The organism is Pseudomonas sp. EZ-C24, assembly GCF_014525325.1.
Classification (GTDB): domain Bacteria; phylum Pseudomonadota; class Gammaproteobacteria; order Pseudomonadales; family Pseudomonadaceae; genus Aquipseudomonas; species Aquipseudomonas shirazensis.
Genome location: NZ_JACDIU010000006.1, coordinates 362,236 through 384,741, shown reverse-complemented (window position 1 = coordinate 384,741; position 22,506 = coordinate 362,236). Strand labels below are relative to the sequence as shown.

Here is a 22,506-nt window from a genome sequence, read left to right as displayed (position 1 = left end):
CTTGTGATGCTGATAATCTTGGCGACTATCAAACCGTACTCACAAGCACCCACACGAATTGCTTGATTCAATTTGTTAAAGAGCGGTTGGTTGAGCGTTTCGTCTCAACCGAGGCGCGCATTCTACGCTTTCCTCTGTGTTTGTCAAGCGTTTATTTCGAAGTATTTTGCGAGAAACTCGTTCAACTTCAAACACTTGACTCGCTTGCGATCTCTCGTAGCGGGAGGCGAATTCTACAGCGTTACAACCTGCTGTCAACTGCCTTTTTGCTACTAACAACCTTAAGCGTTTAACACTTGCCTCGCTGCGACTGCCTCGCTGCGAGGTGGCGAATAATACGCGATCTGAATTTGGAGTCAACACCTTGATCTGAAAAAACTTTCGCGCTGATAACGGCCTTCCCGGCAACTAAACGGCAGCGCAATTGATCTGTAGAGAAACACCCTGAGGAGCACAGCGGTAATGAGCGATGCGCACAGCGACAAAACCCCTGGCCTGTCGGCGGATGAAGAACAGGAAATCAGCCATAACCAACCGCCCCGGGCCGCGGTGCTGCACGAGATCATCCGCGCCCAAGGCGACCAGGAGCTGGAGCGAACCCTCGCCGCGCTGTGGTGGTCGGCACTTGCCGCCGGCCTGAGCATGGGCCTGTCGTTGATGGCTATGGGCTTGTTCTATGCCCGCCTGCCAGAGGGTGATAGTGCACAGGTCATCGCCAGCCTTGGCTACTGCGCCGGGTTTCTCGCTGTGATCCTGGCGCGCCAGCAGTTGTTTACCGAAAACACGCTGACTGCCGTGCTGCCAGTGATGACTACCCCGACCCTGGGCAACCTCGGCCGCTTGTTGCGTTTATGGAGCGTGGTGCTGCTGGGCAATATGGCCGGCACGCTGCTGGTGTCCTGGGTCATGCTCGAGCTGCCGATTTTCGACAGCAAGGCAGACGTGGCATTCCTGGAGATAGGCCGCAAGGTCATGCAAAACGACATCAGCCAGATGTTTGCCAAAGGCATCATATCGGGCTGGATGATCGCAACCATGGTCTGGATGATCCCGGCAATGGAGAACGCCAAGATCTGGATCATCCTGCTGATCACCTACATGATGGCCCTCGGCGACTTCACCCATATCGTGGTGGGCTCGGTTGAGGTTTCCTACCTGGTCTGGGCTGGCGATGAAACCTGGCAGGCTTTTGTGTTCGAGTTTGCCCTGCCTACCTTGGCCGGCAACATCATCGGTGGCAGCTTCATCTTTGCCTTGATCAGCCACGCCCAGGTGCGCAGCGACAGCGGCAAGCCACCGTCCAAGCTATTAAAGGAAGCCAACCAAAATAACGATCGCCAAGAGCCGCGTCTTTAATAGCTAACGCGAGACAACTGAACTGGGTTGCGCCCTGCCCTGCTGACGCAGGGGGCGCGGTTGCCACCAGTTCTGCCCGGGGTGGGGTGAGTCGAGGCTGACACGCTCGCCCATCTGCGGCGTGCTCAGCTTGACGTGAGCAGCGCCGGCCAGCGCGAGAATACGTTCGAACGGCTCCTGCCAGGTATGGGTAGACAAATCAAAGGTGCCATTGTGGATAGGCAGCATCCAACGCCCACGCAGATCCAGGTGTGCTTGCAAGCTTTGCTCGGGCTGCATGTGCACGCTGGGCCAGGCCAGGTTGTAGGCGCCGGTTTCAATCAGCGTGAGGTCGAACGGACCGTAGCGCTCGCCTATCTGACGAAAGCCATCGAAGTAACCGGTATCGCCACTGAAAAACAGCCGCAGCCCGTCATCGATGATCACCCAGGACGCCCACAACGTCTGATTGCTGTCGAACAGACCGCGCCCGGAGAAGTGCTGCGCAGGTGTGGCGGCAAAGCGCACGCCCGCCACCTCCGCCTCCTGCCACCAATCGAGTTGGCGCACCTTGCCAGCTGGCACTCCCCACCCGATCAGGCGGTCACCAACTCCTAGCGGCACCAGGAAAACATCCGTGCGCGGCGCCAACTGGCGAATGGCATGCTCGTCGAGGTGATCGAAGTGATCATGGGACAGGATCACGGCTGCCAACGGCGGAATCTCGTTGGTCGCCAACGGCGAAGGGTGAAAGCGCTGCGGCCCGGCCCACTGCACCGGCGAGGCGCGCTCGGCAAACACCGGGTCGGTGAGGAAAAAGCGCCCACGCAGCTTGAGCAGTATCGTCGAGTGCCCCAGCCGCCACAGACTGTGGTCTGGCGAATCAAGCAACTGCTGCCGGCTCATCGGCTGCAAGGTAATAGCCGTCGCTGGCCGCGTTTGCGGTGGTTTGCGCAAGAACAGGTATTTGAGACCAATGCGCAGTTTTTTCAGCATGCCGTCCTGTGGCAGGGCCGCCTGGTTGTGAAAGCGCCCATCCTGATAACGCGCCGGTTCACCGGCAGGGGAGTCCGTGGGCAGCATGAACAGGAGCACTCCGTAGAGAAACAAGGCCTTCATATTACCCCACAGCGTTGGATCAACCGTGAAATGGCTTGTAAGGTCATTTTTCGCTGAGGTGAGTCTGTTGAACAATATTCACCCGATTTATGCGATAAACGGCGCCCCACGGAAGAACCACGATCATGATCGACAACAGAAGCGGCAAGGGACTCTCATTCGTCAGGCGCATCTACCTGCCCAGGATTCTCGGCATGGGCATCGGCCTGTTCAGCGTGATGGCCGCCATGGCACCGCTGCATCCTCCCGGCTGGATCTGGGCGTTGATGCTGGTTAATGGCTTGCTGTGGCCACACGTTGCTTATCTATGGGCCAAGCATTCCACTGCGCCCTACCGCGCCGAACAACGTAACCTGCTGCTGGACTCACTGATGGGCGGCTTCTGGGTGGCGGCCATGCACTTCAATCCTCTGCCCACGGTGACCATCCTGTCGATGATGACCATGAACAATGTTGCCGCCGGCGGCAAATCCCTGCTGGCGCGCGGGCTGCTCGGGCAATTGGCCGGGATGCTGCTCGCCAGCGCGATGCTGGGCAGCGGCCTGCAGTTGCAGACCAGCGCCCTGCAGGTCTGGGCATGCCTGCCAATGCTGGCCCTGTATCCCGTAGCACTTGGATGGGTGTGTTATCGCCTGGCGATCAACCTGGCCGACCATAAACGTCAGCTCAGCGCACTGAGCCGTACCGACAGCCTGACTGGTTTGCTCAATCACGGTTCATGGAAGGACCTGCTCCTGCTCAAGTTCCAGATCAGCCGCCAACAGCGCCTGCCGGCAATGATCGCCCTGATCGACATCGACCATTTCAAGGCCATCAATGACACTTATGGTCACGTCGTCGGCGACTGCGTGCTGCGCCACTTGAGCCAGGAACTGCAGCGCAGCCTTGGCCCGGATGATCAGGCCGGGCGCTACGGTGGCGACGAGTTCTGCGTGATATTCCCAGGGGCTGACCAAGCCCGGGCTGGGCTGGCGATGGAAGCGCTGCGTGAGCGGGTCAATGCCTACCGCAACCCGCAACTACCCATGTTACGGATCAGTCTGAGCATTGGTCTGGCAGCCTATGATGAGCTTTTGAAGTCGCCGGAGCACTGGCTGGAACACGCCGACAAAGCACTCTATGCCGCCAAACATCAGGGCCGCGACCAGGTCAGCTTCAATCATGGGCCTGCTGCCCCGCTCAGGCTGGCATACCCAGACTGAGCGGGGCCACATTCAACGCAGACGGCGCTCGGCAACGATCTCCGGCAGATCGCTGCGCTGCAGATAGATGCGCAACGGCTCGGCGATATTCAGGCGGTCGTCCACATGCTGGCCGAGCAGCAGGGCCAGGCGCTCACGGCACAACGCCATGCGCTGCCCGGACTCGGCCCGCCAGACGAATTCGCTACACGGTGTAATGCTGTCGTCCGCTACATCCATGCCAAACGCATCTTCGGAAAAGCGCACGATATGACTGCCGCGCTTGGCGTGATAACCGACAAAGCCATTGAGCTGGTCGGCGGCGCTGCAGATGTCTTGAGAAGTAATGGCCATGGCGTACCTCGCTAGTTAAGAGAGTGACGCACGCAAAGCCTGCGGCGGCCTCTGGCGGGCCACGCGCAGCTTTCAGCCTAGCGCAACTGGCCAGCGCTTCGCCAAGCTTTTTGATCTGCTCCTGGCAAGCCCGCTAGAATACCCGGCAAATCATTGATGTGGCCCAAGGGGCCGTGGAACCCTGCATGAACAACGCGGTAAGTTCCGACATCGCCACCATTGGTCGCATCAGTGCCGTGCCGGCGATTCTTCAGGTTATCTGCCAGAGCACCGGTATGCGCTTTGCTGCAGTGGCGCGGGTCACCGAGCACAGCTGGACCGCCTGTGCGGTGCTGGACGGCCTCGGATTCGGCATGGATGTAGGCGGCGAGCTGGACATCGCCACTACCTTTTGCAATGTAATCCGCAGCTCACATCAGGCGATCGTGATCGACAAGGCCAGTGAAGACCAGCTCTACTGCCAGCACCCCACCCCCAAGCAATACAAGTTCGAGAGTTACATCTCTGTGCCGGTGTACCGGCAGGACGGCAGTTTCTTCGGCACCATCTGCGCGCTTGATCCCGAGCCGTTTGCGCTGAAAAACAGCGCAGTACAGCCAATGGTCGAGGGCTTTGCCCGCCTGCTGTCGGTGCAGATAGAACATGAAGAACAGGCGCAGCGTACCGAACACGCCCTGCAGCAGGAGCGAGCGATGGCAGAGGTGCGCGAGCAGTTCATTGCCGTGCTGGGCCACGACCTGCGCAACCCGCTGTTCGCCATCACCGCCGGCGCAGAGCTGCTGGTGCAGCGCCTGACCGAGCAAAAACACCAGGCACTGGCCAAGCACATCCTCACCTGCGGTCAACGGGCGAGCAATCTTGTGCGTGATGTGCTGGACTTCGCCCGCGGCCGCCTGGGCAGCGGTATCGCCCTTGCGCAGCAGCCGTGCCATGACCTGGCTGAGGTACTGCGGCACGTAGCCTCGGAACTGCAACGCGTCCACCCACAGCGCCGATTGCAGCTGCAACTTGGTGAGATCGGCGGCTTGTATTGTGACCCTGAGCGGATTGCCCAGTTGTTATCCAACCTGATCGCCAACGCCTTGGTGCATGGTGACCCGCAGGGTGTGGTGACGGTCGGTGCAAATATTCATGAAGGCCACTTCCTGCTGAGCGTACATAACCTGGGCGAGCCGATCCCCGCGCAGACCCTCGCTCAGCTGTTTCAGCCCTTTACCCGAACACGCGCCACAGCCCATCAACAAGGGCTGGGCCTCGGCCTGTACATTGCCAACCAGATCGCCCTCGCCCACGGCGGGCACATGCAAGTGGCATCAAGCCTTGCGGGCGGAACTGTGTTCAGCTTTCACCTGGCCGTTGATCGGCCTGAGACGGCTGTTCAAGCACTGTTGCCGGAACAGTAAGCCGCGCTGCGCCAGCAAGAAAATCCAGACAAAAAAATGGGCGACCGAAGTCGCCCTAAATGCCTTGCGTGCTCATGAATCGGGAAGGATCAGCGCTGTTTGCGCTTGTGCGAATCCTTCCAGATGAAAATGCCCAGACCGGCGAAGAAGACCAGCATCAGTCCGACCGTCACAACACCTGCGATAACCACATTGTCGAAGAACATGTCGGCGCTCCCTGTTTATCTGCCGTCGTCCGATGGATGTAAGGTAGCGAATAGGAGCAGGGAGGAAATTGACCGGTGTCAATAGTGCCCGGGACCGGGCACTGGAGGCGGGCGCAGGGTTGACCTGCGTCAAGTTTCAGCGCTTTTTGGGTTTGTTCTTGGGCTTTTTCTTTTTACCAGCCGTCAGCGGCATGGCTTGCTCGAAGGCCTGGCGCATTTCATCGAGGCGCTTGTCCTTGAGGTCATGGATACGTTTGGCGCGCTCGGCGCCGAAGTCGATCAGGTTGTCTTCACTCATGGGCGGGCCCGGCTGTCAGCAGATAAGTGCATGATGCCGCCAGGCGTCGATGTTGGCCAGTCAGACTTCGATATCGACCAGCAAACCCTGGCGCGGACGTTCGCCCAGTGGCGCTACAGGCACGGTGTTGTCGGCGTTGAGTTCCTCTCCGGCGAGTGCCTCGTAACGCTCGTCATCCTCATCGTGGCGGCGCTGATGCTGGCGGCGCTGCTCTTCACGCAGGAGCAAGGCCTGCTCGTTGGGGTCGCGCTGCTGCTTGAGGTTGATCGAGCTGTCGTCGGGAGCTGGCTGCGCAGGGACAACCGGGCGGATGTCCGGTGTCTGTTTGACCGGGTCGTGCTGGGTGGTCACGGGCATGGCACTGAGTGGAATGATCGGCGGCAGCATTGAGGTTCTCCTGTCACTACTGTATCGGCCGGTGTGAACCGGCCTTGAGTGCCTCACTACGGGAAGCGTGCGCCGCCAGCCAGGCTTGCTTAATCGGGTAGATCGTCATCTGCATCACCCGGCTCGGGGCTGACTTCGCTCCACGGCCGTTTGTAGACCTTCTGCCACACCGCATCCAGATGATCACGCAGGACCTGCGCGGTATTCCTCAGTGAAGCGCTATCAACCCGCTCACCGCCGATAGGTTGCTCTCCTGCCGGGCTGATCAAGGACTGACCGGTGATGCTGTAGACCGAAGCACCTTCACGCAGTTCGATTGCAATGTCGTGCGGGTCAATACCACCGCCGCAGAATGCGTGGCTGGCCACTGTCACTTCGGCGACACCGTCGCCATTCAGATCGCTGACGTCACTGACATCGGTATAGAAGTCGACATCCAGGTCCAGCCCCGGGCAGGTGGTCTCTTGCTCGATCTGCCAGCGCGGCTTGAACGCTTCGCTGCCGGCAGTGCGCCCGTACAGGGTGGCTTTGAGCACCACCTTGTCGACTTCCTGCTCGCTCTCGGGGTCACTGGCCTGGCCATCGGTACGGCTCAGCACCAACAGCCCCTCGCCGTCGCGGTCGCGAAAATGCACGCTCTTGATCGGTGTACGCACACCCAGCACCTCGAGCTGCTCGGCGGCGATCGGCGCCAAGGACTGGAAATTGTTCTGCTCGCAACCGGCCATCAGCAGCAAGCTGCCCAGGCCCACGGAAGCGGTCAACCAACGGTACTTGGCAGGCATTGGGCTGGGTATCCTCGTCGCTGCGGGTGGGCGTCGATGAAACGGCTAGTCTGTTAACTCTTTGGTCTGCCCGGTCTATCCGTTAACATAGCCGGCTTTTCATCGGCGGGAGTTCAGGCAGTATGGCGCAGCAGTATCAACCGGGGCAACGCTGGATCAGCGACAGCGAAGCCGAGCTCGGCCTGGGTACCATCCTGGCACAGGATGGCCGCTTGCTGACCGTGCTGTACCCGGCCACTGGCGACACCCGTCAATATTCCCTGCGCAATGCGCCGCTGACCCGCGTGCGCTTCTCGCCGGGCGACCAGATCACTCATTTCGAAGGCTGGAAGCTGACCGTGCGCGAGGTCGATGACGTCGACGGCTTGATGGTCTACCACGGCCTCGACGCACAGAACCAGCCGCGCACCCTGCCGGAAACCCAGCTGTCCAACTTCATCCAGTTCCGCCTGGCCAGCGACCGCCTGTTCGCCGGGCAGATCGACCAGCTGGCGTGGTTCTCGCTGCGTTACAACACCCTGCAGCACAACAGCAAACAGATGCTGTCGAGCCTGTGGGGGCTGGGCGGCTGCCGCGCGCAACCGATCGCGCACCAGCTGCATATCGCCCGTGAGGTCGCTGACCGGATCGCCCCGCGCGTTCTGCTGGCCGATGAAGTAGGCCTGGGCAAGACCATCGAAGCAGGCCTGGTGATTCACCGCCAACTGCTCACCGGCCGCGCCAACCGGGTGCTGATCCTCGTTCCAGAAAATCTCCAGCACCAGTGGCTGGTAGAGATGCGCCGGCGCTTCAACCTGCAGGTAGCGCTGTTCGACGCCGAACGTTTCATTGAAAGCGATGCCAGCAACCCATTCGAAGACGCCCAGCTGGCGTTGGTCGCGCTGGAGTGGCTGGTCGAAGACGAGAAGGCTCAGGACGCGCTGTTCGCCGCCGGCTGGGACCTGATGGTGGTCGATGAAGCGCATCACCTGGTCTGGCACGAAGAAAACGCCAGCGCGGAATATTCCCTGGTCGAGCAACTTGCCGAGGTCATCCCTGGCGTGCTGCTGCTGACCGCGACCCCCGAGCAACTTGGCCAGGACAGCCACTTCGCGCGCCTGCGTCTGCTCGACCCGCATCGTTTCCACGACCTGGCAGCCTTCCGCGCCGAGAGCGAGAACTACCGCCCGGTCGCCGAAGCAGTGCAGGAGCTGCTCGAACAAGGCCGCCTGTCGCCCAAGGCCCACGCCACTATCCACGGTTTCCTCGGTGCCGAAGGCGAAGCCTTGTTGACTGCGGTCAACGATGGCGACAGCGAAGCCAGCGCACGCTTGATCCGCGAGCTGCTCGATCGCCACGGTACCGGCCGCGTGCTGTTCCGTAACACCCGTGCTGCCGTGCAAGGCTTCCCCGAGCGTCATCTGCATCCCTACCCGCTGCCTAACCCTGAGCAGTACAGCGCACTGCCGGCTGGCGAGCGCGCCGAGCTGTATCCGGAAGTGGCCTTCCAGGCCCAGGGCCCAGGCGATGACGAGCAACGCTGGTGGCGCTTCGACCCACGGGTCGACTGGCTGATCGACACGCTGAAAATGCTCAAGCGCACCAAGGTCTTGGTGATCTGCGCCCACGCCGAGACCGCGATGGACCTGGAAGACGCCCTGCGCGTGCGCTCCGGCATCCCAACCACGGTATTCCATGAAGGAATGAGCATCCTCGAACGGGATCGCGCGGCAGCCTACTTCGCCGATGAAGAGTTCGGCGCTCAAGTACTGATCTGCTCGGAAATCGGCAGTGAGGGCCGCAACTTCCAGTTCGCTCATCACCTGGTGATGTTCGACCTGCCAGCCCACCCCGACCTGCTCGAGCAGCGCATTGGCCGTCTCGACCGGATCGGCCAGAAGCACACCATCGAGCTGCATATCCCGTACCTGCAGGACAGCCCGCAAGAGCGCCTGTTCCAGTGGTACCACCTGGCACTGAATGCGTTCCTCGCCACTTGCCCGACCGGCAACGCCCTGCAACATCGCCACGGTTCGCGCTTGCTTTCGCTGCTCGGCGATGGCGAAGCCAGCGCCTGGAACACCCTGGTGGACGAAGCCCGCGCTGACCGCGAGCGCCTCGAGTCCGAACTGCACAGCGGCCGCGACCGCTTGCTCGAGCTCAACTCCGGCGGTGCTGGCGAAGGTCAGGCACTGGTCGAGGCGATCTTGGAGCAGGACGACCAGTTCGCCCTGCCTATTTATATGGAAACCCTGTTCGATGCCTTTGGTATCGACAGCGAGGACCATTCGGAAAACGCCCTGATCCTCAAGCCGAGCGAAAAGATGCTCGACGCCAGCTTCCCGTTGGGTGACGACGAAGGCGTGACCATCACCTACGACCGGGCCCAGGCATTGTCGCGCGAAGACATGCAGTTCCTCACCTGGGAACACCCAATGGTACAGGGCGGCATGGACCTGGTGCTGTCCGGGTCGATGGGCAACACCGCCGTAGCGTTGATCAAGAACAAGGCGCTCAAGCCAGGCACCGTCCTGCTCGAACTGCTCTACGTAAGTGAAGTGGTCGCGCCTCGCAGCCTGCAACTTGGCCGTTACCTGCCGACCGCTGCCCTGCGCTGTTTGCTCGATGCCAACGGCAACGACCTCGCCGCACGGGTGGCCTTCGAGACGCTCAACGAGCAGCTCGAAAGCGTGCCGCGGGCCAGCGCCAACAAGTTCATCCAGGCGCAGCGCGATGTATTGGCCCAGCGCATCAGTGGTGCCGAAGCCAAGATCGAGCCGGTGCACGTCGAGCGCGTGGCCGAGGCGCAGCGTCGCCTGGCTGCCGAAGCGGATGAGGAGTTGGCACGCCTGACCGCACTCAAGGCCGTCAACCCGACGGTACGTGACAGCGAAATCGATGCGCTGCGTGCACAGCGTGAGCAGGGCTTGGCCATGCTCGACAAGGCGGCTTTGCGTCTGGAAGCGATTCGGGTGCTGGTCGCGGGCTGAGTAGTCCAAGCACGACTCGCAAGCAGTAAAAACCAGGGCGCCTTACGGCGCCCTTTTTTATTTCCGCCCGCTATCAGCCTGATAACCAAATCGTAGCAACCAAATAGCCATTAATCAGGAAGGGTTAACTACCTTTTCCTATACTGCGTATTCATGAGTCTCCGTCGGGGACGGATGCAGGGCACCACGGAGAGGCGCGATGGAGTGGCTGGGACTGCAATTGTTCGCCGAGCTACCGGCAACCGGACAGATCGTTATCGACTGCCGTCACGAGCCATTGCTGATCATTCTGGCCTATATCGTCGTCAGCGCTGCGGCGTTTGCCACCCTGGATATGGCTGAGCGCCAATGCCACAGCGAGAACGACAATGCTCGCCGGCAATGGCGGATCCTCGGCGCATGCTGCCTGGCAGGCGGTATCTGGGCCTTGCATTTCATCAGCATGCTGGCCTTTCACGCGCCGCTGGAAACCCACTATGACGCCGCGCTGACAGGGTTGTCGTTGCTGCTTGCCCTACTCGCCTCGTGGTTCGCCATGCACAGCCTTGAGCGCCATGTGATGAGCCCGCTTCATTACCTGCAAGCAGCCACATTCATCGGCCTCGGTGTGACCTTGATGCACTACGTCGGCATGGCGGCAATGAAGACCAGCGCCGTGCAGTACTACCAGACCAGCCTGCTGCTGGCCTCGTTGCTGATTGCCATTGTCGCCAGCCTGCTGGCGCTGGTCATGGCGCGTCACTTTCGCAACGGCAGCGGCACCCTGCATCTGGCCATGAAGTACGGCGCCAGCCTGCTGATGGCCGGCGGTATCGTGGCTACCCATTTTACCGGCATGGCGGCCATGACCCTGGTGATCCCGGCAGACGCTGCGCTGAGCCTGCCATCCACTGACAACAGCCTGCAGTTGGGCCTGACCGTTGCCTGCATCACCCTGCTGATCAGCGCCAGCAGCATCAGCGCGGCGCTGGCCGACAAAAAACTGCAAAGCAAGGAGCACGACCTGCGCCGGGTCAGTGTGCTGCTCAGCCAGCTTGACCAGGCCCGGGTGTCGCTGCAGCAGGCCGCGCACTACGATGCACTGACCAACCTGATCAACCGCCGCGGTTTCAACCAGGTGTTTGCCGAACGTCTCGCCGAGCACGCCGCAAATGAAGGCATGCTGGCGGTGATGTTCCTCGACATCGACCACTTCAAGCGGATCAACGACAGCCTCGGCCACGCCGCCGGCGATGATCTGCTCAAGGTCATCGCCGACCACATCAAAGCCGCAACCCGCAGCCAGGATCTGGTGGCGCGGTTTGGCGGCGACGAATTCTGCATCGTCACCAGCCTGCACAGCCGCGACGAGGCCCGTCACCTGGCGCAGCGGATCATGCAGCGGATGAAAGAGCCGATCGACCTGGGCGGACGGCGTATGGTCATGACCACCAGCATCGGCATCAGCATCTATCCGGACGACGGCCGCAATGCCGAAGAATTGCTGAAAAACGCCGACTTGGCGCTTTATCAGTCCAAAGGCTGCGGACGCAACAACCTCAACTTCTTCAATAGCAGTCTGCGTGTTCGCGCGACCCTGGAACTGCAGTTGGAGGAAGAACTGCGGGTTGCCTTGCTCGAAGAACGCGGCCTGTGCGTGCACTACCAACCGATTTTCGACGTACGCAGCGGTCAAGTGGCCAAGCTGGAAGCGCTGGTGCGCTGGCAACACCCGCAGCATGGTCTGCTCGGGCCCGACCGCTTCATCGGCATCGCCGAGGCCAACGGGCTGATCGCCGAGCTGGATCTGTGGGTGCTGCGCCGCGCCTGCGCCGACCTTGCCCGGCTCAATCAGCATGGTTACGCCAGCCTCAAGGTCACGGTCAATTGCTCGGCGCTGACCCTGGCCCGCGAAGAGCTCCCAGATGACGTCGAACAGGCCTTGTTCCAGGCTGGCCTGGCGCCGCGACAACTGGAACTGGAGGTCACCGAAAACGCCCTGATGGGCGACATTCAGCAGGTCATCAACCTGCTCAAGCGGATTCGCGGGCAAGGCGTGGCGCTGTCGATCGATGACTTCGGCACTGGCTATTCGTCGCTGGCTTACCTCAAACGCCTGCCGCTGGACGTACTGAAGATCGATCGTTCATTTATCCAGGAAGTCCCGGTCAGCCAGAAAGACCGTGAGATCGTCCAGGCAATCATCATGATGGCCCACACCCTGCACCTGCAGGTAGTCACCGAAGGCGTCGAAACCGTGGAGCAGCAGCAGTTTCTGGTCAGCCATAGCTGTGATTACCTGCAAGGCTACCTGCTCAGCCGACCGGTGCCGTTGACCGAACTGTACCCGGTACTGGAGCGCCTCGACCGCCAGCAACCGGCGCTCACGGCAGATGCCGATACAGCTCAACCAGAGTTGCCGGATCTTTTTCCAGGCAGCCCTGGCTACCGTGCAAGCGCATCAGTTGCGCGGCGAGGCCACTGATCGGTGCGGCCGAGCCCTGCTCGTGGGACAGTTTGACGGCGCCATCGAGGTCCTTGAGCAGCGTGCGTACATGCCACTTGACCGGTTCGAACTCGCTCGCTGCCATCTGCGGCGCAAGTATCTGCAGCGGCTTGGAATCGGCAAAGCCACCGGCCAGCGCTTCGGCGATCAAACTGGCATCGACGCCGGAGCGCTCGGCGAGGGCGACCACTTCGGCAATCACCAAGGCATTGCAGGCAACGATCATCTGGTTGCAGGCTTTGGTGACCTGGCCCGCGCCTACCGCGCCCATGTGAGTCACGCGCTGACCGAGCTGCATCAGCACCGGCCGTGCCCGGGCCAGATCCTGCGCTGCGCCGCCAACCATGATCGCCAGGCTACCGGCGGTAGCCCCGGCTGTGCCGCCCGACACTGGCGCATCCAGCCAGGCCATGCCACAACGCGCTGCCAGCTCGGCTGCCATTGCCCGCGTCGCACTGGGCTCAAGGCTGGACAGGTCGACCAACAACTGCCCGTGCCGACCGCCTGCGGCCACCCCCTGTTCACCAAACACCACCTGGCGGACCACGCTGGTGTCCGCCAGGCACAACAGCACCATATCGCTGTACTGGCTCAGCTCTGCAGGGCTCGCCGCCAGCCGGGCGCCGGCAGCGACCAACTCGGCGCACTTGTGCGGGCTGCGGTTCCATACCGTCAATGGGTAACCGGCAGCCAACAGGCGACGGCACATCGGCAGGCCCATCAAGCCAATCCCAGCGAAACCCAACGCAGGCAATGCAGTACTCATAGCAACTCCATCAACGGTGTGTGCAACAGCAACCAGCAAGTGACAGTGCCACCCTGGCCTCGACTTGAGCGCAGTGGCGAGCGCCCTGCACCTTTATTACGCATTCCGTAAACTGTTACCGCTGTGCCGAACGAGGCTCGCGGTGTTACTTACTTCTACCTTACGTGCACGTCAACGCGCACCATAAGCAGCCGCCTGCCTGTTTCTACGCACCAAAAAAGCTCACTGATTTGTAGCGGGCTTTGTCTGCATGAGCACGAATGGCGAAACCACCACAGCCCAGATTTGCGGATCACGGGCCTGCATGTCTAGCGCCTGCTCTGCCGATACCGGGCCGACAGTGCCATCCGCCCGCCATTTGGCGAACATTTCACCTTGGTTTTCGGCCATCGCCGCAGCAACGGTAATCAGGTCCAGATCGGGGTCGACCCAAATCAGGTCACCCTTTGCCCAGAAACGCTCCAGCGCCTTCCACTCAATGATTGCAGTCTCACCAAGCAATTTGGCATAGAGGGTGCTTGTTTGATCAGTCATGGGTTCCTACCAGCAAGAATCGGCCAACTCAAAGGCCGCTATTTTTGCAGAAAAACCCGGTTGCAAATATGTAATTTGCTCGACGGCTCCCGAGTATGGGGGATGCATCGCTGAATAGAGGCTATTTGATGGCGCTATTCTGTATGTTTATGTCGATCACGCGACACCCCGCGAAACAGACGCTTTTTGATGGCTTTTCAAGCGTCGAGCCAGCGCTCTACACTGTACCGGTACAGTTCCGGGACATGTTCCGGGGGAAGGTGGGCGTGCATATGGCGTGGCCATTGCACATCCCGCCCGGTCTGTAGCCCTGACCGCCAGGACTATAAGAATTACAACAGAATGAGTGGAGCACTATGATCAAGATTTCCAAGCTGTTCGCTGCAATGGTACTGGCCGGCGTAGCCAGCCATTCGTTTGCTGCCGATACCATCAAGATCGGTATCGCCGGCCCGAAAACCGGTCCCGTCACCCAGTACGGCGACATGCAGTTCATCGGCGCCAAGCAAGCTATCAAGGACATCAACGCCAAGGGCGGCGTCGATGGCAAGATGCTTGAGGCCAAGGAATATGACGACGCTTGCGACCCTAAACAAGCAGTGGCCGTAGCCAACAAAGTGGTCAACGATGGCGTCAAGTACGTAATCGGTCACCTGTGCTCCAGCTCCACCCAGCCTGCATCCGACATCTACGAAGACGAAGGCGTGATCATGATCACCCCGGCTGCCACCAGCCCGGAAATCACCGCCCGTGGCTACAAGATGATCTTCCGCACCATCGGCCTGGACAGCGCGCAAGGCCCGGCTGCTGGCAACTACATCGCCGACCACGTCAAGCCTAAGGTCGTTGCAGTACTGCACGACAAGCAGCAATACGGTGAAGGCATCGCTACCGCGGTCAAACAGACCCTGGAAAGCAAAGGCACCAAAGTTGCCGTGTTCGAAGGCCTGAACGCGGGTGACAAGGACTTCTCCTCGATCATCCAGAAGCTCAAGCAGAACAACGTCGACTTCGTTTACTACGGCGGCTACCACCCAGAACTGGGCCTGATCCTGCGCCAGGCGCAAGAAAAAGGCCTGAAAGCCAAGTTCATGGGCCCGGAAGGTGTCGGCAACGACTCCATCTCGCAGATCGCCCAAGGCGCTTCGGAAGGCCTGCTGGTGACCCTGCCGAAGTCGTTCGACGCTGACCCTGCGAACAAGGCCATTGCCGATGCCATCAAGGCTGACGGCAAGGACCCAAGCGGCCCATTCGTGTTCCCGGCCTACTCCGCTGTGCAGTTGATCGCTGACGGTATCGTTGCGGCCAAGTCCGAAGACGCCGACAAAGTGGCTGCAGCGATCCACGCTGGCACCTTCAAGACCCCGACCGGCGACCTGTCGTATGACGCCAAGGGCGACCTGAAAGACTTCAAGTTCGTGGTTTACGAATGGCACTTCGGCAAGCCGAAGACCGAAGTCTCCCCGCAGTAACTGCGTGATCAATAGCTGACCGAAAAGCCCACTGTGCGAGCAGTGGGCTTTGTTTTACGAGGTTCATGAGAACGATTGCCGTGATCCGGCAGCCGCCTCACCTGAAAATCTTAAAACCGTCACCCGCGGTTCACTGGCCGAGCCCTGCCATCGTCGCACAGACCACGAGGCGCGCCGGGTTACCCCCCGCCAGCGAATGCAATCAGGTTTTTAGGAGCGCTGTAATGCCTGAGATCTACCATTTCTTCCAACAACTGGTTAATGGATTGACCATCGGCAGCACCTATGCCTTGATCGCCATCGGTTACACGATGGTGTACGGCATCATTGGCATGATCAACTTCGCCCACGGCGAGGTGTACATGATCGGGTCCTACGTGGCATTCATTGCACTCGCCGGGCTGGCCATGATGGGCATCCATTCCCTGCCGATACTGATGACCGTGGCCTTTATCGCCACGATCTGCGTAACCAGTGCCTATGGCTACAGCATCGAGCGCGTTGCCTACCGCCCGTTGCGCAACAGTAACCGTCTGATCCCGCTGATCTCTGCCATCGGCATGTCGATCTTCCTGCAGAACACTGTGCTGCTGTCACAGGATTCCAAGGACAAGTCGATCCCCAACCTGATCCCTGGGAGCTTCTCCTTCGGCCCGGGCGGCGCAGAGGAAGTGCTGATTTCCTACATGCAGGTACTGGTGTTCGTCGTCACCCTGGTGGCCATGACCCTGTTGACCCTGTTCATCTCCCGTTCCCGCCTGGGCCGCGCCTGCCGCGCCTGTGCCGAGGACATCAAGATGGCCAACCTGCTCGGTATCAACACCAACAACATCATTGCCCTGACCTTCGTCATTGGCGCCGCACTGGCGGCAGTGGCAGCCGTGTTGCTGAGCATGCAATACGGGGTGATCAACCCCAACGCCGGCTTCCTGGTGGGCTTGAAAGCCTTCACCGCGGCAGTCCTGGGCGGCATCGGCAGTATTCCGGGCGCCATGCTCGGTGGCCTGGTGCTGGGTGTGGCCGAAGCCTTTGGCGCCGATATCTTCGGTGACCAGTACAAGGACGTCGTGGCGTTCGGGCTGTTGGTTCTGGTGCTGTTGTTCCGGCCGACCGGCATTCTGGGCCGTCCGGAGGTTGAGAAAGTATGAACAAGAATATCAAACAAGCGTTTTTCAGCGCCCTGCTGGTCTGGGCCGTGGCCTTCCCGGTACTTGGCCTGAAGCTGAGCATCGACGGCATCAACCTGATCGTGCATAGCCAGGGGCCGTTCACCATCACCGTGATTGCGGTGTGTTCGGTGTTGATGTTCCTGCGGGTGTTGTTCGACAAGCAGTGGAGCGCAGTGACTGCCCGTGGCTCGGACCGCAAGTTGATCTCGCCAGCGGTGAGCAACTTCCTGACCTTGCCCAAGACCCAGCGCTGGATCATCCTCGGCCTGATCGTGGTGGCATTGGTCTGGCCGTTCTTCGGTTCGCGCGGCGCGGTCGACATTGCTACGTTGATCCTGATCTACGTGATGCTCGGTCTGGGGCTGAACATCGTCGTCGGCCTGGCCGGCCTGCTCGACCTGGGTTATGTCGGCTTTTACGCAGTGGGTGCCTACAGTTACGCCATGCTGTCGCACTACTACGGGTTGAGCTTCTGGATCTGCCTGCCGATTGCCGGCTTGATGGCAGCCACCTTCGGCTTCTTGCTGGGCTTCCCGGTATTGCGCTTGCGCGGTGACTACCTGGCGATCGTGACCCTCGGTTTCGGTGAGATCATCCGGCTGTTCCTGCGTAACCTGACCGACCTCACCGGCGGCCCCAACGGCATCAGCAACATCCCCAAGCCAACCTTCTTCGGGCTGTCGTTCGAGCGTCGCGCGGCTGAAGGCATGCAAACTTTCCACGAGTACTTCGGCATCGAGTACAACTCGATCAACAAGGTCATCTTCCTCTACCTGGTGGCGTTGTTGCTGGCCTTGCTGGCCTTGTTCGTGATCAACCGGCTGCTGCGCATGCCAATCGGGCGGGCGTGGGAAGCACTGCGTGAAGACGAGATCGCCTGCCGCGCGTTGGGCCTCAACCCCACCGTGATCAAGCTCTCGGCATTCACCCTGGGCGCCTGCTTCGCCGGTTTTGCCGGCAGCTTCTTCGCCGCACGGCAAGGGCTGGTGACACCGGAGTCGTTCACCTTCATCGAGTCGGCAATCATCCTCGCCATCGTTGTGCTGGGCGGTATGGGTTCGCAGTTGGGCGTGATTCTCGCGGCCATCGTGATGATCCTGCTGCCGGAGCTGATGCGTGAATTCAGCGAGTACCGCATGTTGATGTTCGGTGCGCTGATGGTGTTGATGATGATCTGGCGTCCGCAGGGCTTGCTGCCTATGCAACGACCACATATGGAGCTGCGTCGATGAGCCGCGAAATTCTGCAAGTCAGCGGCCTGAGCATGCGCTTCGGCGGCTTGTTGGCGGTCAACGGCGTGGCCCTGACCGTCAAGGAAAAACAAGTGGTGGCGCTGATCGGCCCGAACGGCGCCGGCAAGACCACGGTGTTCAACTGCCTGACCGGCTTCTACAAGCCAAGTGGCGGCACCATTCTGCTCGACGGCCAGCCGATTCAGGGCCTGGCCGGCCATCAGATCGCCCGCAAGGGTGTGGTGCGAACCTTCCAGAACGTGCGTCTGTTCAAAGAGATGACCGCGCTGGAAAACCTCCTGATCGCCCAGCACCGGCACTTGAACACCAACTTCTTTGCCGGCCTGTTCAAGACCCCGAGCTTTCGCCGCAGCGAACACGAAGCCATGGAGCGCGCGCAGTACTGGCTGGACAAGGTCAACCTGACCGAGTTCGCCAACCGCACTGCCGGCACCCTCGCTTACGGCCAGCAGCGCCGCCTGGAGATCGCCCGCTGCATGATGACCCAACCGCGGATCATCATGCTCGACGAGCCCGCCGCCGGCTTGAACCCCAAGGAAACCGAAGACCTCAAGGCATTGATCGGCTACCTGCGCGAATCCCACAACGTGACTGTGCTGCTGATCGAGCACGACATGAAACTGGTGATGAGCATCTCCGACCATATCGTCGTGATCAACCAGGGCACGCCCCTGGCCGATGGTACCCCGGAGCAGATCCGTGACAATCCTGATGTGATCAAGGCCTATTTGGGGGAAGCGTAATGCTCAAGTTCGAAAACGTTTCCACTTTCTACGGCAAGATCCAGGCGCTGCATGGCGTCAATGTCGAGATCAACCAGGGCGAGATCGTCACCCTGATCGGCGCCAATGGTGCCGGCAAGTCGACCTTGCTGATGACCCTGTGCGGCTCGCCGCAGGCGCACAGCGGCAGCATCAAATACCTGGGGGAAGAGCTGGTCGGCCAGCCGTCTTCGCACATCATGCGCAAGAGCATCGCCGTGGTCCCCGAAGGCCGCCGCGTGTTTGCCCGTCTGACTGTCGAAGAGAACCTGGCCATGGGCGGTTTCTTCACCGACAAGGGCGATTACCAGGAACAACTGGACAAGGTCCTGCAGCTGTTTCCGCGCTTGAAAGAGCGCTACTCACAGCGTGGCGGCACCATGTCCGGTGGCGAACAGCAGATGCTGGCGATTGGTCGTGCGCTGATGAGCAAGCCCAAGTTGCTGCTGCTCGACGAACCGTCGCTGGGGCTGGCGCCGATCATCATCCAGCAGATCTTCGATATCATCGAACAACTGCGCCGTGATGGTGTGACGGTATTCCTGGTCGAGCAAAACGCCAACCAGGCACTCAAGATCGCTGACCGTGCCTATGTATTGGAGAACGGTCACGTGGTCATGCAGGGCACTGGCGAAGCATTGTTGAGTGACCCGAAGGTGCGAGACGCTTACCTCGGCGGTTGATCCTTCGTGTAATCCATTGGGGCCGCCTTGCGGCCCCAATCGTTTCACCACCCCTTGTGATCCCGGGTACTGCTCGGTAACGTGCGCACTTCACCCGCCGCGTCCCCGGAGCCTCACCCATGCGTTGCACCCCTCCTCTGCTGCTCGCCACCCTGCTGCCACTGTTCGCCGGCTGCCAGATGCTGGCCGACAAACCGGTCGACCCTGACCTTGGCACCACGCGCATGCAGGGCGAACTGAGCGCCAGCGGCGGTCATCTGCTGTTCAAACCTTGCAGCGAAAGCCGCTCGTTCGTGGTCAATGATGCCGGCGCCACGGGCATCCTGCAGGAAGCCTCGAGCCTGGCCCACGGCGCTGGCGACAAGCTGTTTGCCGATGTCCGCGGGCGCCTCGCCGGCAGCAAGCAGGCCAACAGCGACGGCCAGCTGGATGTGCGCCGGCTGTATCGCCTGGAGCCTTCGGCCAGTGCCTGCGACGACCCCAACTTCAAGCAACTGACCCTGCGCGCCGGCGGCCATGCGCCGGAATGGGACATCAAGGCCAGCGGCAAGGGCATGGTCCTCAACCGCGCCGGCCAGCCGCCGCTGCCACTGCCGTTCCTTGAAGAGCAGATGCCCGGCGGTGGCCTCAACCTGTCCAGCGAAGCCAATGGCCAGCGCATCGAACTGTGGCTCGCTCCGCAGCGCTGCGTCGACAGCGTCACCGGCGCCGTGCGCCACCTGCGTGCCGAGCTGCGCGTCGATGGCCAGACCGTGCACGGCTGCGCTTACTACGGCGGCGCCCGCGACAACTGATCGCCTAGTGGTTTTTATCCTGCCTTTGAGCCCGGCGAACAGCTTATACTTGGCGGTTTGTGTAAAGCCGCCGGCCGCCAGAGGCCGGGATACTGGACCCTGCCATGCTACGAATCACTGAACTGAAGCTGCCCCTGGACCATCCTGACGAAGCCCTGCGCGAGGCCATCCTCCAGCGCCTGGGTATTGCCGATGACCAGTTGCTGAGCTTCACCCTGTTCAAGCGCAGCTACGATGCTCGCAAGAAGAACAGCGAACTGCTGTTCATCTACACCATCGACCTGCACGCCAGCAACGAAGCCGAACTGCTGCACAAATTCGCCGACGATCACAACATCAGCGTTGCCCCCGACGTCAGCTACAAGTACGTCGGCCAGGCTCCTGCCGAGCTGCAGGAGCGGCCTCTGGTAGTCGGCTTCGGCCCGTGCGGGATCTTTGCCGGGCTGTTGCTGGCGCAGATGGGCTTCAAGCCGATCGTGCTCGAGCGCGGCAAGGAAGTCCGCCAGCGAACCAAGGACACCTGGGGCCTATGGCGCAAAAGCGTGCTCAACCCCGAGTCCAACGTACAGTTTGGCGAAGGCGGCGCCGGGACCTTCTCCGACGGCAAGCTGTACAGCCAGATCAAGGACCCGCTGCACCACGGCCGCAAAGTGCTGGAAGAGTTCGTCAAGGCCGGTGCGCCAGACGAGATCCTGTTCATCAACAAGCCGCACATCGGTACCTTCCGCCTGACCGGCATGGTCGAGAACATGCGCGAGCAGATCATCGCCCTCGGTGGCGAAGTGCGCTTCGAGCAAAAAGTAAGCGACTTGCTCCTCGACGGCGAACAGCTCACCGGTGTGGTCCTCGACAGCGGCGAACAGCTGCACGCGCGGCACGTGGTGCTGGCTCTGGGCCACAGCGCGCGTGACACCTTCCGCATGCTGCACGCGAAGGGTGTGTTCATGGAAGCCAAGCCGTTCTCGGTCGGTTTCCGCATCGAGCACCCACAGACCTTGATCGACAAGGCGCGCCTGGGCAAATACGCCGGCCACCCGAAACTCGGCGCCGCTGACTACAAGCTGGTCTATCACGCCAAGAACGGCCGCTCGGTGTACAGCTTCTGCATGTGCCCGGGCGGCACTGTGGTTGCGGCAACCAGCGAGCCTGGCCGAGTTGTGACCAACGGCATGAGCCAGTACTCGCGTAACGAGCGCAATGCCAACTCGGGCATCGTCGTCGGCATCGACCCAGAACGGGATTACCCGGGCGGACCGCTTGCCGGCATCGAGTTGCAGGAGCGGCTTGAGACACTCGCCTATGAGCTGGGCGGCAGCAATTACCAGGCGCCGGCGCAACTGGTTGGCGACTTTGTCGCCGGTCGGCCTTCGACCGCGCTGGGCAGTGTCGAGCCTTCGTACAAGCCGGGCGTGACCTTGGGTGACCTGGCGCTGAGCCTGCCCGATTTCGCAATCGAGGCCATCCGCGAGGCGCTGCCGGCGTTCGATCGGCAGATCAAGGGCTACAACCTGCACGACGCAGTACTGACCGGGCTCGAGACGCGGACTTCCTCGCCGCTGCGCATCACCCGTGATGCCAGCTTCCAGAGCATCAACGTCAAGGGCCTGTTCCCGGCCGGTGAAGGTGCAGGTTACGCGGGTGGTATTCTGTCGGCAGGTGTCGACGGCATTCGCATCGCTGAAGCCGTAGCGCGGGATATCCTCGGGCTGCAGTGAGCTGAAACCCAGGCGTAAAAAAACCCCGGTCGGCACTGCCGATCGGGGTTTTTTACATTCAGCGCGGCTGTCAGTGGGTGACGCGGCTGGTGCCATCTACAGTCATGATGCGGACACGCTCGCCGACGCGGAAGATTTCATTCTCCTGCACGGCCTGTACGTAGGCGCGGGTGCTGCCGTCATCTTCACGTACGGTGACTTCGACGCCCTGGGTGCGGGTGATGCCTTCTTCAGCAGCCGAACCTGCCAGGCCACCGGCTACAGCACCGATCACAGCGGCAACGATGCTGCCGCGACCGCCGCCAATGGCGCTACCGGCCACGCCGCCGACCACAGCACCGGCGCCGCCGCCGATTGGGGTCTTGGTGCCTTCGATTTTCACCGGACGCAGGGCTTCGATGGTACCCATGCGTACGGTCTGCACGCGGCGGGCTTCATCACGGGAGTAGCTGTCACCGGTCAGGCTCGAGGCACAACCGCCGAGCAGCAGCGACATGGTGGTGAACGCCACCACCAGAACAGATTTACGCATGGGTTGTATCTCCATAAGACAGGTGACCATTAGACGCTGCAGGTTGACGGCTGTCACGGTGCATACGTAACAAAAATGCATTCATTCAGCGTCGGTACAGGGTGTGTGCTGACGCTTGATTGTCAGACCTTGGATCAGCTTGGATTACTGCATTGGGTTTGGGATTGGTTGGGGCGATTTTGGGGGGGATTGGGGGCTTATCCGTTTTTTGTGGTGGCTGATCGGGCCCCTTTCGCCCTTACGGCGAGTCACTTTTTTGGCAAACGCCCCAAAAAAGTAACCAAAAAAGGGCTCGCTCCTACATA

22 protein-coding genes and 1 pseudogene are annotated in these 22,506 nt (G+C 60.9%); 14 read left to right on the top strand and 9 right to left on the bottom strand.

Annotation, left to right across the window (positions count from 1 at the left end):
- Window positions 1-293, top strand: a pseudogene (locus tag IDM28_RS23725) (hypothetical protein); the annotation flags it as partial.
- A gap of 169 nt (window positions 294-462) precedes the next feature.
- On the top strand, window positions 463-1,356 hold the full coding sequence (locus IDM28_RS04095; protein ID WP_101321787.1) for a formate/nitrite transporter family protein: 894 nt from the start codon (window positions 463-465) through the stop codon (window positions 1,354-1,356).
- A 3-nt stretch (window positions 1,357-1,359) separates the two neighbouring features.
- Here IDM28_RS04095 and IDM28_RS04090 read toward each other — a convergent pair whose 3' ends face one another.
- The gene (locus tag IDM28_RS04090; RefSeq protein ID WP_188035411.1) at window positions 1,360-2,454 is read right to left on the bottom strand and encodes an MBL fold metallo-hydrolase; all 1,095 of its coding nucleotides are present in this window, start codon (window positions 2,452-2,454) and stop codon (window positions 1,360-1,362) included.
- Between the two features lie 125 nt (window positions 2,455-2,579).
- Between IDM28_RS04090 and IDM28_RS04085 the strand changes: the two genes are divergently transcribed.
- Window positions 2,580-3,656 carry a diguanylate cyclase gene (locus IDM28_RS04085; protein WP_150573607.1) on the top strand — a complete coding sequence of 359 codons (1,077 nt, stop codon included), beginning with the start codon at window positions 2,580-2,582 and terminating at the stop codon, window positions 3,654-3,656.
- 12 nt (window positions 3,657-3,668) lie between these two features.
- Here the strand turns inward: IDM28_RS04085 and IDM28_RS04080 are convergent, their stop codons facing one another.
- On the bottom strand, window positions 3,669-3,989 hold the full coding sequence (locus tag IDM28_RS04080; protein ID WP_101321790.1) for a DUF2025 family protein: 321 nt from the start codon (window positions 3,987-3,989) through the stop codon (window positions 3,669-3,671).
- 185 nt (window positions 3,990-4,174) lie between these two features.
- Here IDM28_RS04080 and IDM28_RS04075 point away from each other — a divergent pair, with 185 nt between their 5' ends.
- A complete protein-coding gene (locus tag IDM28_RS04075) occupies window positions 4,175-5,392 on the top strand; it encodes an ATP-binding protein (protein ID WP_188035410.1) in 1,218 nt (405 codons plus the stop codon).
- A gap of 89 nt (window positions 5,393-5,481) precedes the next feature.
- On the opposite strand, the gene ccoM is transcribed toward IDM28_RS04075, so the two are convergent.
- The 4 genes from ccoM to IDM28_RS04060 form a co-directional block, all read right to left on the bottom strand.
- A complete protein-coding gene (ccoM, locus tag IDM28_RS24000; protein ID WP_275967712.1) occupies window positions 5,482-5,598 on the bottom strand; it encodes a cytochrome c oxidase subunit CcoM in 117 nt (38 codons plus the stop codon).
- 136 nt (window positions 5,599-5,734) lie between these two features.
- On the bottom strand, window positions 5,735-5,896 hold the full coding sequence (locus IDM28_RS04070) for a hypothetical protein (protein WP_188035409.1): 162 nt from the start codon (window positions 5,894-5,896) through the stop codon (window positions 5,735-5,737).
- 60 nt (window positions 5,897-5,956) lie between these two features.
- The gene (locus IDM28_RS04065) at window positions 5,957-6,283 is read right to left on the bottom strand and encodes an aspartate-semialdehyde dehydrogenase (protein ID WP_101321792.1); all 327 of its coding nucleotides are present in this window, start codon (window positions 6,281-6,283) and stop codon (window positions 5,957-5,959) included.
- A gap of 89 nt (window positions 6,284-6,372) precedes the next feature.
- On the bottom strand, window positions 6,373-7,068 hold the full coding sequence (locus IDM28_RS04060) for a M949_RS01915 family surface polysaccharide biosynthesis protein (protein WP_188035408.1): 696 nt from the start codon (window positions 7,066-7,068) through the stop codon (window positions 6,373-6,375).
- A gap of 122 nt (window positions 7,069-7,190) precedes the next feature.
- On the opposite strand from IDM28_RS04060, the gene rapA reads away from it, so the two are divergent.
- Window positions 7,191-10,037, top strand: a complete 2,847-nt coding sequence (gene rapA / locus IDM28_RS04055; RefSeq protein ID WP_101321794.1) for an RNA polymerase-associated protein RapA — start codon at window positions 7,191-7,193, stop codon at window positions 10,035-10,037.
- Window positions 10,038-10,236: 199 nt separating this feature from the next.
- The gene (locus IDM28_RS04050) at window positions 10,237-12,501 is read left to right on the top strand and encodes a putative bifunctional diguanylate cyclase/phosphodiesterase (protein ID WP_188035407.1); all 2,265 of its coding nucleotides are present in this window, start codon (window positions 10,237-10,239) and stop codon (window positions 12,499-12,501) included.
- On the opposite strand, the gene IDM28_RS04045 is transcribed toward IDM28_RS04050, so the two are convergent.
- Window positions 12,401-13,288, bottom strand: coding sequence for an NAD(P)-dependent oxidoreductase (locus IDM28_RS04045; protein WP_188035406.1), 888 nt, complete (start codon window positions 13,286-13,288; stop codon window positions 12,401-12,403). The genes IDM28_RS04050 and IDM28_RS04045 overlap by 101 nt on opposite strands.
- 222 nt (window positions 13,289-13,510) lie before the next feature.
- On the bottom strand, window positions 13,511-13,822 hold the full coding sequence (locus IDM28_RS04040; RefSeq protein ID WP_101321797.1) for a DUF2288 domain-containing protein: 312 nt from the start codon (window positions 13,820-13,822) through the stop codon (window positions 13,511-13,513).
- A gap of 356 nt (window positions 13,823-14,178) precedes the next feature.
- On the opposite strand from IDM28_RS04040, the gene IDM28_RS04035 reads away from it, so the two are divergent.
- The 7 genes from IDM28_RS04035 (at window position 14,179) to IDM28_RS04005 (ending at window position 21,669) form a co-directional block, all read left to right on the top strand.
- Complete coding sequence (locus IDM28_RS04035) at window positions 14,179-15,294, top strand: branched-chain amino acid ABC transporter substrate-binding protein (protein ID WP_150571553.1); 1,116 nt, start codon at window positions 14,179-14,181, stop codon at window positions 15,292-15,294.
- Window positions 15,295-15,518: 224 nt separating this feature from the next.
- A complete protein-coding gene (livH, locus tag IDM28_RS04030; protein WP_101321800.1) occupies window positions 15,519-16,442 on the top strand; it encodes a high-affinity branched-chain amino acid ABC transporter permease LivH in 924 nt (307 codons plus the stop codon).
- On the top strand, window positions 16,439-17,695 hold the full coding sequence (locus IDM28_RS04025) for a high-affinity branched-chain amino acid ABC transporter permease LivM (protein ID WP_101321801.1): 1,257 nt from the start codon (window positions 16,439-16,441) through the stop codon (window positions 17,693-17,695). The genes livH and IDM28_RS04025 overlap by 4 nt, the downstream gene beginning before the upstream one ends.
- A complete protein-coding gene (gene livG / locus IDM28_RS04020; RefSeq protein WP_101321802.1) occupies window positions 17,692-18,459 on the top strand; it encodes a high-affinity branched-chain amino acid ABC transporter ATP-binding protein LivG in 768 nt (255 codons plus the stop codon). The genes IDM28_RS04025 and livG overlap by 4 nt, the downstream gene beginning before the upstream one ends.
- Window positions 18,459-19,160: an ABC transporter ATP-binding protein gene (locus IDM28_RS04015; protein ID WP_101321803.1), complete on the top strand. Its 702-nt coding sequence runs from the start codon at window positions 18,459-18,461 to the stop codon at window positions 19,158-19,160. Before livG ends, IDM28_RS04015 begins: the two co-directional genes overlap by 1 nt.
- Window positions 19,161-19,279: 119 nt before the next feature.
- Window positions 19,280-19,954 (top strand): COG3650 family protein, encoded by a 675-nt coding sequence (locus IDM28_RS04010; protein ID WP_101321804.1) that lies wholly within the window; start codon window positions 19,280-19,282, stop codon window positions 19,952-19,954.
- A 104-nt stretch (window positions 19,955-20,058) separates the two neighbouring features.
- The gene (locus IDM28_RS04005; protein ID WP_101321805.1) at window positions 20,059-21,669 is read left to right on the top strand and encodes an NAD(P)/FAD-dependent oxidoreductase; all 1,611 of its coding nucleotides are present in this window, start codon (window positions 20,059-20,061) and stop codon (window positions 21,667-21,669) included.
- Between the two features lie 70 nt (window positions 21,670-21,739).
- Here the strand turns inward: IDM28_RS04005 and IDM28_RS04000 are convergent, their stop codons facing one another.
- Window positions 21,740-22,201 (bottom strand): glycine zipper 2TM domain-containing protein, encoded by a 462-nt coding sequence (locus IDM28_RS04000; RefSeq protein ID WP_150573613.1) that lies wholly within the window; start codon window positions 22,199-22,201, stop codon window positions 21,740-21,742.
- A gap of 75 nt (window positions 22,202-22,276) precedes the next feature.
- Between IDM28_RS04000 and IDM28_RS23720 the strand changes: the two genes are divergently transcribed.
- A partial coding sequence (locus IDM28_RS23720) for a hypothetical protein (RefSeq protein WP_223175849.1) occupies window positions 22,277-22,506 on the top strand: 230 nt, incomplete at its 3' end.